Genomic DNA, 11,902 nt, shown 5'->3' with positions numbered 1-11,902 from the left:
CGGGCACGTGAAGGGCTCACCGGGGATCACTTCGGCTGCGTGCTTCCGGCCTCGTCCATCAGGGCGTCACCGGCGGCACCGTGCGGGCCGTCGGTGATCTCGCCGTCGAGGGTCTGCTCGACGTCGCCGGGGATGGTGCCGTCTACTGTCCAGGTGTCCTTGCCGCGCAGCAGCTCATCCAGCGTCGGTCCCGCGTCGCCGGACGGCCCGGGCTGGCCGGGGGTGGCCTGCACGACGGCGTCGCGCACCTGCTCGCGCACCGCGTCGTCGTAGGTCGGTCGGGACACCTGGCGGAAGATGCCCATCGGCACCTGCTGCATGCTCGGGTCGTCCAGGCGGGACAGCGCGAACGCGGTGGCCGGGTTTGGCTCGGCCGGGTCGTGCACCAGCACCGTCCCGATCTCGCCGGCGTCGGCCTCGTCCACGACCTGCAGGGCGCCGTCGGGGCGCCGCACGACGACCCGGGCACCCTCGGCGCCCTCGGTGCCGATCCGGACCGGCTCGCCGGCGCGCAGGTGCGCGATGCGGGCGGTCTTCTCGTCGCGGTCCTTGAGCAGCTGGAAGGCGCCGTCGTTGAAGATCGGGCAGTTCTGGTAGATCTCCACCAGGGAGGTGCCGCGGTGCTCCGCGGCGGCCCGGATCACCTCGGTCAGGTGCGCCCGGTCGGAGTCCATGGTCCGGGCCACGAAGGAGGCCTCGGCGCCGAGCGCCAGCGACACCGGGTTGAACGGGTGGTCCACCGAGCCGGCTGGGGTCGACTTGGTCACCGAGCCGATCTCGGAGGTGGGGGAGTACTGGCCCTTGGTCAGGCCGTAGATCTTGTTGTTGAACAGCAGGATCGTCATGTTGACGTTGCGCCGCATCGCGTGGATGAGGTGGTTCCCGCCGATCGACAGCGCGTCGCCGTCACCGGTGACGACCCAGACCGACAGGTCCTCGCGGGCGGTGGCCAGGCCGGTGGCGATCGCCGGGGCCCGCCCGTGGATGGAGTGCATCCCGTAGGTGTCCAGGTAGTACGGGAACCGGCTGGAGCAGCCGATGCCGGAGACGAAGACGATGTTCTCCCGCCGCAGCCCCAGGTCGGGCAGGAAGCCCTGGACGGCGGCCAGCACGGCGTAGTCGCCGCACCCGGGGCACCAGCGCACCTCCTGGTCGGAGGTGAAGTCCTTCTTGGTCTGCTTGACCTCCAGGGGCAGCGTCGGCACCCCGGCCAGGCCGGAGCGGAGCGGCATACCCACGGTCGCCTCGTGCGTCTCGGGAGGGGCGGTGCGGGGGTTCACGGGGGCGGAGCCTCTGTGTGAGCTCATACCAGGACCTCCTCACGGTCGGTGGCCAGCAGGTGCTCGTGGATCACCTGGGCCAGCTCGCCGGCGGTGAACGGCAGGCCGCGCACGGCCGTGTGGCTGCGCACGTCGACGAGGTAGCGGCCGCGCAGCAGGAGCGCGAGCTGGCCGAGGTTCATCTCGGGCAGCACGACGCGCTCGTAGCGGCGCAGCACCTCACCCAGGTCAGCCGGGAACGGGTTGAGGTGGCGCAGGTGGGCACGGGCCACCTTGGCGCCGGTGGCGCGGACCAGCCGGGTGGCGGCCGCGATCGGGCCGTAGGTCGAGCCCCAGCCGAGCACCAGGACGCGGGCGTCGCCCGTGGGGTCGTCCACCTCCAGGGGCGGTATGGAGTCGGCGATCCGGTCGATCTTGGCCTGCCGCAGCCGCACCATCTTGTCGTGGTTGGCCGGGTCGTAGGAGATGTTGCCGGTGATGTCGGCCTTCTCGATGCCGCCGATCCGGTGCTCCAGGCCGGGCGTGCCCGGGACCGCCCACGGTCGGGCGAGGGTGTCCTCGTCGCGGCGGTAGGGGTGGAAGACGGGCCGGCCCTCGGCGTCCAGGTCGTTGGGCTCGGTGGCGTGCGCGACGGTCAGGTCGGGCAGCTCGGCCGCGCTCGGGATCCGCCACGGCTCAGAGCCGTTGCCGAGGTAGCCGTCGGAGAGCAGGATGACCGGGGTGCGGTAGGTGGTGGCGATCCGCACCGCCTCCAGCGCCGCGTCGAAGCAGTCGGTGGGGGACTGGGCGGCGACCACGGCGACCGGGGACTCACCGTTGCGGCCGTACATCGCCTGCAGCAGGTCGGCCTGCTCGGTCTTGGTCGGCAGACCGGTCGAGGGACCGCCGCGCTGGATGTCGATGACCACCAGCGGCAGCTCGGTGGAGACCGCCAGACCGATGGTCTCCGACTTCAGCGCCAGCCCGGGACCGGAGGTGGTGGTGACGCCCAGGGCGCCGCCGAAGCTGGCGCCGAGCGCCATCCCGACCGCCGCGATCTCGTCCTCGGCCTGCAGGGTGGTGACGTCGTAGCGCTTGAGCGTGGAGAGCTGGTGCAGGATGTCCGAGGCCGGGGTGATCGGGTAGGACCCCAGGACCAGCGGCAGGCGGGTGCGCTCGGCCGCGGCGACCAGGCCGAGGGCCAGCGCCTGGTTGCCGGTGATCGTCCGGTAGGTGCCCGGGGGCATCGGCGCCGGCGCGACCTCGTAGCGGACCGCGAAGTCCTCGGTCGTCTCGCCGTAGGCGTGGCCCGTGCGCAGCGCGGTGAGGTTGGCCTCGAGGATCTGCGGGGCGGTGCCGAACTTGGCCCGCAGGAAGGCCTCGGTCGAGTCGGTGTCGCGGGAGTAGAGCCAGGACAGCAGCCCCAGGGCCAGCATGTTCTTGGCCCGCTCCTTCTCCTTGCGGGTCAGCTCGTCGAAGGGGGCCAGGGCGTCGACCGTCATCGAGGTCAGCGGCAGCGCGTGCAGGTGGTAGCCCGCCGCGGTGAGCGAGCCGTCCTCGAGGGGGTTCACGGCATACCCGACCTTGGCCAGGTTGCGCTTGGTGAACTGGTCCGCGTCCGCGATGACCGTCGCCCCGCGGGGCAGGTCGGCGAGGTTGGCCTTCAGCGCCGCGGGGTTCATCGCGACCAGGACGTCGGGGGCGTCGCCGGGGGTCGCGATCTCGTGGTTGGCGAAGTGCAGCTGGAAGCTGCTGACGCCCGGCAGGGTGCCCTGGGGGGCACGGATCTCGGCCGGGAAGTTCGGCAGGGTCGACAGGTCGTTGCCGAGGCTGGCGGTGTCGCTGGTGAAGCGGTCGCCGGTCAGCTGCATCCCGTCGCCGGAGTCCCCGGCGAAACGGATGACGACGCGGTCGAGCTGGTGCAAGGGGGTGCTAGACATGTCACGGATCAGCCTACGCCTTCGTGGGCCCTCACCCTAATTAGGGCACACCCCCTGTCCGAAATGATTCGAGCACCGGCGGGGCGACGGTCCGGACACGGGGAACGGCCCGTCAGGACACGCCGACCCTCAACTGTGCCGGACGCACCGCGTGGCCCACGGCCGGGCCTCCAGCCGGCCCTCGGGGATCGGCTCTCCGCACTCCTCGCACACGCCGTACCGGCCCTCGTCCAGGCGCGTGCGGGCGTGCCGCACCTCGTTCAGCAGGCCCTGCAGGTTGTCATGGGCGCTCACCGCCGCCAGCCGGTCGACCGCCATCGCCGTCCCGTCCCCGACCCGCTTGCCGAAGGAGATGCTGCCCTGGTCCTGCTGCGGCCGGGTCAGCTGCCCCATCTGGTCCACGAGCTCGCGCTCCTTCGCCTCCAGCTGCGACCTGACGTCCTCGTGCATCGACCCACTCTCGCACGGCCACCGGGGTCGTGCCCGCCGGCTGTCAGGCGCGTCAACCGTGCTGCACGCAGCGGGTCGACCAGGGCCGCACCTCGAGCCGCTCCTGCGGGATGGCCGTGCCGCACACCTCGCACACCCCGTACTGCCCCTCGGCGATCCGCTGCTGCGCCCGCTGCACCTGCTCCAGCTGCTCCTGGAGCGCGGCGTGCGCGGTGCCGGCCGTCTGCTGCTCGACGATGATCGCCTCGCTCTCACCCAGGCAGCGTGCCAGCGCTGCCTGCGTCAGCTCGGCGTCCGGGGCCAGCAGCGCCTCCATCTGCGCCCGGATCTGCCTCTCCCGTTCGGCCAGCTGCTTCCGTGCCTGGTCGTGCATCACCACACCGTCTCATCGACGGCTGCGAGTGTCAGGCCGGCGAGGCCGGCGCGGTGACTGGGTGCGCCGTCTACGCTGACGGTATGGGGCAGGTGGAGGTCACCGAGATGCAGGTGCAGCGAGGGGGACACCTGGTGCTGGCGCCCACGACCTTCTGCGTGGACCCCGGCACGGTGCTGGCCATCACCGGTGCCAACGGCTCCGGCAAGACCACGCTGCTGCGGGTCCTGGCCGGGCTGGAACGGCCGAGCGCCGGCCGGTGCCAGGTCGCCGGGCGTCCGGTGGACGAGCGTGACCCCGCCTTTCGCCGGGCGGTCGCCGCTCTGGTCGGCCCGCCCCCGACCGCCCGGGACCTCACGGTCCTCGAGCACCTGGAGCTCGTAGCCAGGACGTGGGGCAGCGACGCGGTGACGGCCCGGCGGACCGCCGATCAGCTGCTCGCCGAGCTCGGGCTCACCCGGCTGGCGCAACGCTTCCCGCACCAGCTCTCGTCCGGCCAGGCGCAGCTGTGCGCGCTCGCCCTGACCCTGGTCCGTCCCGCGGACGTGCTGCTTCTCGACGAGCCCGAGCAGCGGCTGGACGAGGACCGGCTGGCCGCCGTCAGCCGCCTGCTCGACCGACGACGCCGCGAGGGGACGACCTTGGTCGTGGCCACGCACCACCGCGGGCTGGTGGTGGCGCTCGGCGCCGACGAGCTGGTCCTGCGGGAAGCGGCCTGATGGGGGACCGGGTCTACCGCGTCTACGTCGCGGTGCTGCTGACCGGCGTCGTTCTCGGGCCGGTCGTCTGGGCAGCTCTGGCGGCCCTCGACGCCCCAGGTGTCCTGGCCGCACTGGGCACCCCGGCGTTCTGGACGCTGGCGCTCTCCGCCGTCGCCATCACGGCGCTCGCGGCCCTCCTCGCCGGACGTGCACGTGGGCCGGTGGTCCTCAGCCCGTTCCGCACCCACCTGGTCGCCCAGGGTCCCTCTCCCCGTCGGCACAGCCTGCGCGGGCCGTTCTGGCTGGCTGCCGCCCTGCCGGTCGGCGTCGGCGCGCTCCTCGCGGCCCTGCCGGTGGTGGCTCTGGCCCGGCGGGGCGAGATCGCCGGCTGGCTGGTCCTGGGTGCCCCCGTCCTCGGCGTCCTGGCCGGGGTGCTGGTGGCCGTGTGCTGGCTCGCCGGGCAGGTGTCGGTCGGTGCGGGGTGGCGTGCCAGCGGGACCGGTCCGTCCGTGTCCGGTCTGCTCGACGCGTTGAGCGGCCCGGTGCTGCTGCGGCAGGCGCGCCGCTGGCAGGCGGCGACCACGGCACTGGGTGCGGGGGAGGCGTCGGCTGCGGTCGAGACATACCGAGCCGTGCCGTCCACGCCCCGACCCGGCCGAGCCCTGCGCACCCGCTCCGCCGGTATGCCGCTCCTCTTCCTCACCCGTGACCTGGTCGCGGCGCTGCGCACGCCGTGGAGACTGCTCGCCGGGACGGTCGCCATCCTCCTGGCCGTGGTCGTCGCCGGGGCGACGACCCTGTTGCCCGGCGGGTTGTGGTGGTTGGCCATCGGCGTGGGGTCGGGCCTGGGGTACCTGGGGCTGGGGGTGCTCACGGACGGCGTCCGGCACGCGGTCGAGGCGGGGGCGGCGCCGGTCCTCTACGGGGTGGGGGACCTGCAGCTGGTCGGCCTGCACGCACTGCTGCCCCTGGCCGCGGCAGGCGTGCTCGGTGTCTGCGGCCTGATGCTGTCGGCGCTGCTCGGAGGAGCGTCATGGTCTGCAGGCCTCGGCGTGGCGGCGCTTCTGCTGGCCGTGGCCGTGCGCATCTACGACGCCGCCAAGCCGCCGATGCCGTTGGTCCTCCAGACGCCCATGCCGACGGCGGCGGGAGACGCCTCGGGTGTCGTCATCGCCCTGTGGCAGGTCGACGCCCTGCTGATCGCCACCGTGACGCCCGTCCTCGTCGGGGGGCTGGTGGTCGTCCACGGTGCGGGTGCTGTGGTGGTGCTCCCTGTGGTGGCCGCCCTCGTCCTGGTGGTGGCCCACCGTCGGCTCGCGGCGGCGCGGTAGGTCGCTCAGCTCACTGCCGCGGGCCGGTCTCGGGGGGCGTCTCTTCAGGGGACCGACCGGAGCCGGTCCACGTGTGCCACGAGGTGCGCAGCCACCGCGGGGGCCGCCCCTGCGACGCCGCGGTAGCCGGGGAAGGCGTTGACGTCGACCACGACCGGCCCGTCGGGGCCGATCACCACGTCGACGCCGGCCAGGTGCAGGTCCAGGTGCTGCAGGGTGCGCCTGGCCAGCCGGTCGAGCTCGGAGTCCACCGTGAAGGGCGTCCCTGCCGTGGTGTGCCCACGGGTCAGCGTGGACGGCTTGAGCAAGCCGGAGATGTACTCGCCGGCCACGTAGAGCTTGCGGTCGACGCCGTCGTGCTCGATGAGCTCCTCCACGAGATAAGGGCCGTCCATGCGCGGGTCCGGCGGCAGAGGGCTGGCGAGCACGCCGCGGCCGCGGCCCGGGCCGGCGACCGCCTTGACCACGACCCGCCGTCGGCTCTCCTCCGCCAGAACCTCCGCCCAGGTCGCGTGCACGACGCCCTGCGGCGAGGGCACGCCCGCGCGCACCAAGGCGTCGTGCAGGGCTGCCCGGTCGCGGAGGTGGGTGCTTCCCGACCACGGGTTGCACAGCGGGGCCCCCATGGCGTCGAGGGTCGACAGCAGGTCCTCGTCCGCGCCGGACAGGCCACGATGCACGACGAGGTCGACGTCCTGGGTGTCACCGGGCCGCACCCGCTGGTCGTGCGGGAGCAGCACCTGGCAGAAGACGTCCGAGGCCGTGAGCAGATCGATGACCTCGGCCACGATCGTGCCCGGGCGGGGCTTCTTGCCCAGGAGGAAGGCGACGCGACGCTGCATACCCCTCATCCGACCATGGCCGGATGAGACCGGGCTCATCTTCGAGGGGAGGGCCTGCTCTCGAACGGCGGGAGGTGGTGGGTCGGTGCCAGCTTCGGGCGCCGGGGCGGCTCTGAGAGGCTGGAGCCATGCGCATCATGACCGTCTGCCTGGGAAACATCTGCCGCTCGCCCGCCGCCGAGGCGGTGCTGATCCACGAGCTGGAGAAGGCCGGGATGGACCACGTGAGCGTCACGTCGGCGGGGACCGCGCCGTGGCACGTGGGCAACCGGCCGCACGAGATGACGATCGAGGAGGGCCAGGGCCGGGGCTACACCTTCAGCACGGTGGGCATCCAGTTCCTGCCCGAGCTCTTCGACGAGGCGGACCTCGTCCTGGCGATGGACTCCACCAACGAGCAGGACATCCTGGAGCTGGCCCGCACCTCGCAGGACGCGGCCAAGGTGGTCCGCCTCGGCGCCTTCGCCAGCGACGCTGCTGAGGGGGTCCGCGACGTGCCCGACCCCTACAACGGCCCGCGCGAGGGCTACACGACCATGTACGACCAGATCGAGGACGCCGTCGCCGGCCTCGTGCGCGCCCTGCGGGAGGACTCGCTGGAGCGAGTGCTGGCCGAGCACCGGACCGGCTGACGCTCCACGGTGCGTCCTGCGGATGCGGTCCTGCACTTCTCGGGTCACAACGCGAGAAGCGCAGGACCGTCACCGCAGGACATGCGTCGGCCCCTGCCAGCCTCCTCTGCGCAGCGCCTGCTCGACCTGGTCCAGCAGCGGGTCGGGGTCGAGGACCAGCGCCACGGCCGGGATCTCCAGCGCGGTGTCTCCGCCGATCGCGTGGGCGTTGCGGCGCAGAGCGTCGTCCATGGTGGCCATGCCCTCGTAGTGCTGGACCCCGTTGACCTCGCAGATGGTGCTGTAGCGCGTGAACCGCACGTCGAGGTAGCGGCGTCCCCGAGGTGTTGTCACGACCACCTGGCGGTCCGGCTCGGGCCACCCGCGTGCGCGCCCCAGCTCGGCGAAGTCGAGCTCGGACAGCGCCTGCGCGCCGTCCGCGACGAGCGGCACCAGCCGCGACAGCAGCGGCTGGCGCGGGCAGCGGGCGATCGCGCTCCAGGCGGCCAGCATGCGGGCGGGGTGGACGATCCGCTGCTGCACGCCGATCGCCAGGACGGTGGCCGCCTCCCGGTCGGTGCGGGCCCACATCGCCGCCCTCAGCGCGGCCACCTCCGGCGGGGTCCTGGGCACGCCCGAACCGACGACCACCCGGCCCCGACGGCGTAGGACATGGACCGTGACCCCGTCGACCCGGTGGTAGCGCGCTGTTCTCGGCACGCTCACGTGCACGCGGTCGGTGCTCCACCGAGTGAGCCCCCAGGCCAGCAGCGAGGAGACGCCATCCAGGCACGCGTCACCACCGACGTCCCACACGGCCCGCCACCCCAGCGCCACGTCGCTCGCCGGCAGCGGACCCACGACGCTGATGGTGCGTCGTCCGACGCGGTGCCACCGGGCGGCGTCGACCTCCGCGCGGGTCTCGTCGTAGCTCACCCCCAGCTCACGCAGGTGGGTCAACGTGAGGACCCCGCCGGTGGCATTCGCGGCCGAGCGCACCCGGGCCCGCCGGTCGAGGCCACGCTGACGGCGGTGGCCGCGAGGCGTGTGGAGGCCGCCATCGGCCGCGTCGTCGTGGTCGGGCTGCGTCGTCATGGGTCGACCCTGCCGGAGCGGTGGTCCGGGGCGGGAGCTCTCTACACAGCCCTGTGGACAAGCGGTCGCGGCGCGAAGGTCCCGCGGTTCCGGTCCTGCGATTCTCGCGTTGCAGCGCGAAGATCGCAGGACCGTGACCGCAGGACACCTGCCCTGACAGGATGGGCGGTATGGCGATCACCGGCACCGCCCACCGCGGCACAGGCCCCGACGGGGAGGCGGTCTTCACCAAGACGCTCGCGGACGCCCCGCCGCTGTTCTTCCGACGAGAGGCGGCCGGACTGCGAGCCTTGCGGGCGGCAGGTGCCCGGGTGCCCGAGGTGCTCGACGTCACCGACGAGGCGATCACGCTGTCGTGGGTGGAGCAGGGCGGCGAGCGCACGGCCGCCTCGGAGGAGCAGTTCGGCCAGGAGCTCGCTGCGCTGCACCTGGACAGCGCGCAGGGCCCCAGCGCACCGGACGTCAGCGCGCCTGACCCTGAACCGTCGCCGACCTTCGGGTCGGTGGACGGCGAGCCCACGGCATACCTGGGGGCCTGTCCGGTCGACCTCACCACCACCGAGACCTGGCACGAGTCCTGGGTGGAGCGCAGGGTCGTCCCGCTGGCGCGGCGGGCGGCCGAGCAGGGGGCGCTGAACCCGGCCGCTGCGGCGCTGGCCGAGCGGATCAGCCCCGACCACCTCGGCCCGTCGGAGCCGGCCGCACTGCTGCACGGCGACCTCTGGGGCGGCAACCGCCTGGTCGACAGCCGCGGCCGCAGCTGGCTGATCGACCCGTGCGCCCAGCTCGGGCACCGCGAGGTGGACCTGGCGATGATGCAGCTCTTCGGCGGCTTCAGCGGGCGGGTGTTCGCGGCGTACGTCGAGGCGCACCCGCTGGCCGACGGCTGGCAAGAACGGGTCGCGGTCTACCAGACGGTGCCGCTGCTGGTGCACGCCATCCTCTTCGGCGGCGGGTATGGCGTGCAGGCCGGCGATGCTCTGCGGGAGGCGGCCGGATGAGCACGCCCGTGAGCCAGCCGGCCGGTGACCTGCGTCCGCCGCGGTCCGACGAGGAGGTATCCGCCTACCTGGATGTCCTGGGCATTCCGGGACTGGCGGACCTGCACATCCACTTCCACCCGGAGCGGCTCACGCGAGCGATCTGGGGCTACTTCGACAAGGCCGAGGAGCACTACGGCATGCCCTGGCCGATCCACTACCGGACCTCCGCCGAGGATCGGCTGGCGACGCTGGCGCGCCTCGGGGTGCACCAGGTCCCCGCGCTGACCTACGCGCACAAGCCGGGGATGGTGGCCGACCTCAACGCCTGGTGCGCCGACTTCGCGGCGGCGCACCCCCAGGTGCTGCGCTGCGCCACCCTCTACCCCGAACCGGGCATGACCGAGCAGATCCGCGACGCGGTCAAAGGCGACCTCGCCCTGGTCAAGGTGCACGTGACGGTCAGCAACCTGGCTCCCGACGACGACCTCCTGGGTGGCTCGTGGGAGCTGCTCGCCCGTGCTCGCGTGCCGGTCATCATCCACGCCGGCACCGGCCCGCGGGTGCAGGGGCGCGACACCGGCAAGGCCGGCCCGGAGGGTGTGGCACGGCTGCTCGCCACCCATCCCGACCTAACCCTGGTCATCGCCCACATGGGGATGCCGGAGTATGACGAGTTCGCCGACCTGGTGGAGCGCCACCCCCGGGTGCACCTGGACACCACCATGGTCGGCACCGACTTCATGGAGCGCTCGGCGCCGGTACCACCGCATTTCCTGGGCCGCCTGCAGGAGCTGCGCTCCCGCGTGGTGCTGGGCTCGGACTTCCCCACGATCCCCTACCCGTACGCCCACCAGCTGGAGGCGCTGCACCGCTGGGGGCTGGGGGAGGAGTGGCTGCGGGACGTGCTGTGGCACAACGGCCGGCGTCTGCTCGCCGAGCGGGTCCTCGGCTAGCGCCTGGGCGCACCGCGGCGTGCAGCGTGCAGAGCGTGCGCTCGGTGATCGCAGCAGGCGCGCTCGGTCGGTCAGCGGCGCGGTGTCGGGGTGAAGACGATCGGGTAGCGGATCGCGCCGGTGTTGCCCGACATCGGCAGCCACTCGCCGGGGCCGTCGGGCCGGGCGTCGGGCATCCGGGCGGCGAGGACCGGCAGCGCGACCGCCATGTCCATCCGCGCCACCCAGTGGCCCAGGCAGTGGTGGACGCCGCCGCCGAAACCCATGTGCATGGGGTGTTCGACGGTGATGTCGAAGGCGGGGTCGGGCTGGGCCCGGGGGTCGGTGCCGGCGCTGTGCGAGAGGACCTGCACGATGTCGCCGGCGTTGAGCACCAGGCCGTCGCCCAGGTCGACGTCGTCGACGGCCTCCCGGGTGATCCAGGTGACGGTCGGGTTGACCCGCATCACCTCCTCGACGGCGTTGCGGCCGAGCTCCGGCTGCTCGCCGAGCAGCCGCCACTGGTCCGGGTGCGCCAGCAGCGTGCGGAGCGCGAGGGTGATCTGGTTGCGGGTGGTCTCCATCCCGGCGAACGCGAGGAAGACCAGCGCCACCGACAGCTCCTCCGCGGTCAGGTCGCCGGCCTGCTGGTGCTCCACCAGGCGGGTGACCAGGTCGTCCCGGGGGTGCGCCGCGCGGTCCTGGACCACGGCGTCGCAGTAGCCGTAGAGCCCTTCCAGCGCCGCCTCGATCCGCGGGAGGTCCTCCTTGACCCGCACCCCGAAGCTCTTGCCCAGGTCGTCGGCCCAGTGCGCCACCTGCTCCCACTCGGTCTCCGGCAGCCCGAGCAGGCGGCACAGGATCCGGCTGGAGTAGGGCTCGGCGAACTCTGTGACCAGCTCGACACGTCCGCGCTCGCTGAACGCGTCGACGAGCTCGTGGGCCAGCTCGGTGAAGCCCGGCACCATCGCGCTCACCGCGCCCTGCTTGAACGCCGGGTTGAGCAGCCGCCGCAGCCGAAGATGCTCCTGCCCCTCCAGGGACAGCAGGGTCCGCTGCCACCAGTCGCTGAACATCCCGGAGTGGATGCCGTTCTGCGAGGGCCACCGGGCGTTGCCCTGCCGGAACCGCCGGTCCTTCAGCAGCGCGGTGACCTCCGCGTGCCGCAGGAGCGCATAGCCGTAGTCAGTACGCGCCCACGTCCCCTCCTCGCGCGCGGCGATGACCTCCTCGCCGGTCACGTCGAAGGCCGGGTCAGCGAGAGGGAGGAAGCGTGGCGTGCCCATGCCCGGATGATGCCAGCACCCGCGTCGTGGTGGGATGGGTGTCCGCAGCGTCGACCACCGCACGCAGGAAGACCACCGCACGCAGGACACGAGGGGGAC

12 protein-coding genes are annotated in these 11,902 nt (G+C 72.9%); 5 read left to right on the top strand and 7 right to left on the bottom strand.

The features are described 5' to 3' along the window. Positions 1-26: 26 nt before the first annotated feature. From ESZ52_RS14930 to ESZ52_RS14915, 4 genes are all read right to left on the bottom strand, one after another. Positions 27-1,232 (bottom strand): 2-oxoacid:ferredoxin oxidoreductase subunit beta, encoded by a 1,206-nt coding sequence (locus ESZ52_RS14930; RefSeq protein ID WP_131106666.1) that lies wholly within the window; start codon positions 1,230-1,232, stop codon positions 27-29. 71 nt (positions 1,233-1,303) lie between these two features. Beyond that, on the bottom strand, positions 1,304-3,199 hold the full coding sequence (locus ESZ52_RS14925; RefSeq protein WP_131105628.1) for a 2-oxoacid:acceptor oxidoreductase subunit alpha: 1,896 nt from the start codon (positions 3,197-3,199) through the stop codon (positions 1,304-1,306). Between the two features lie 129 nt (positions 3,200-3,328). Next, the gene (locus ESZ52_RS14920; RefSeq protein WP_131105627.1) at positions 3,329-3,649 is read right to left on the bottom strand and encodes a TraR/DksA family transcriptional regulator; all 321 of its coding nucleotides are present in this window, start codon (positions 3,647-3,649) and stop codon (positions 3,329-3,331) included. A gap of 52 nt (positions 3,650-3,701) precedes the next feature. Continuing rightward, the gene (locus tag ESZ52_RS14915; protein WP_131105626.1) at positions 3,702-4,022 is read right to left on the bottom strand and encodes a TraR/DksA family transcriptional regulator; all 321 of its coding nucleotides are present in this window, start codon (positions 4,020-4,022) and stop codon (positions 3,702-3,704) included. Between the two features lie 83 nt (positions 4,023-4,105). Between ESZ52_RS14915 and ESZ52_RS14910 the strand changes: the two genes are divergently transcribed. Continuing rightward, positions 4,106-4,741 (top strand): ABC transporter ATP-binding protein, encoded by a 636-nt coding sequence (locus ESZ52_RS14910; RefSeq protein WP_131105625.1) that lies wholly within the window; start codon positions 4,106-4,108, stop codon positions 4,739-4,741. Continuing rightward, entirely contained in the window at positions 4,741-6,054 is a 1,314-nt protein-coding gene (locus ESZ52_RS14905) for a hypothetical protein (RefSeq protein WP_131105624.1), read from the top strand. The genes ESZ52_RS14910 and ESZ52_RS14905 overlap by 1 nt, the downstream gene beginning before the upstream one ends. A 44-nt stretch (positions 6,055-6,098) precedes the next feature. Here the strand turns inward: ESZ52_RS14905 and ESZ52_RS14900 are convergent, their stop codons facing one another. Continuing rightward, positions 6,099-6,896: an ATP-grasp domain-containing protein gene (locus ESZ52_RS14900; RefSeq protein WP_181010032.1), complete on the bottom strand. Its 798-nt coding sequence runs from the start codon at positions 6,894-6,896 to the stop codon at positions 6,099-6,101. A gap of 128 nt (positions 6,897-7,024) precedes the next feature. On the opposite strand from ESZ52_RS14900, the gene ESZ52_RS14895 reads away from it, so the two are divergent. After that, positions 7,025-7,528 (top strand): low molecular weight protein-tyrosine-phosphatase, encoded by a 504-nt coding sequence (locus tag ESZ52_RS14895; RefSeq protein WP_131105622.1) that lies wholly within the window; start codon positions 7,025-7,027, stop codon positions 7,526-7,528. Between the two features lie 69 nt (positions 7,529-7,597). Here ESZ52_RS14895 and ESZ52_RS14890 read toward each other — a convergent pair whose 3' ends face one another. Then, complete coding sequence (locus ESZ52_RS14890) at positions 7,598-8,602, bottom strand: hypothetical protein (RefSeq protein ID WP_131105621.1); 1,005 nt, start codon at positions 8,600-8,602, stop codon at positions 7,598-7,600. Between the two features lie 170 nt (positions 8,603-8,772). Between ESZ52_RS14890 and ESZ52_RS14885 the strand changes: the two genes are divergently transcribed. Together ESZ52_RS14885 and ESZ52_RS14880 are read left to right on the top strand one after the other, a co-directional pair. Continuing rightward, a complete protein-coding gene (locus ESZ52_RS14885) occupies positions 8,773-9,603 on the top strand; it encodes a fructosamine kinase family protein (RefSeq protein ID WP_238154621.1) in 831 nt (276 codons plus the stop codon). Then, a complete protein-coding gene (locus ESZ52_RS14880; RefSeq protein ID WP_131105619.1) occupies positions 9,600-10,538 on the top strand; it encodes an amidohydrolase family protein in 939 nt (312 codons plus the stop codon). Before ESZ52_RS14885 ends, ESZ52_RS14880 begins: the two co-directional genes overlap by 4 nt. A gap of 71 nt (positions 10,539-10,609) precedes the next feature. On the opposite strand, the gene ESZ52_RS14875 is transcribed toward ESZ52_RS14880, so the two are convergent. Continuing rightward, a complete protein-coding gene (locus ESZ52_RS14875; RefSeq protein WP_131105618.1) occupies positions 10,610-11,803 on the bottom strand; it encodes a cytochrome P450 in 1,194 nt (397 codons plus the stop codon). Between the last annotated feature and the right edge of the window lie 99 nt (positions 11,804-11,902).

Origin of the sequence: Ornithinimicrobium sufpigmenti (genome assembly GCF_004322775.1) — a bacterium.
In the GTDB taxonomy this organism is placed as follows: domain Bacteria; phylum Actinomycetota; class Actinomycetes; order Actinomycetales; family Dermatophilaceae; genus Ornithinicoccus; species Ornithinicoccus sufpigmenti.
The sequence above is the reverse complement of the archived record's forward strand: the minus strand, read 5'-3'. Positions and strand labels throughout refer to the sequence as shown.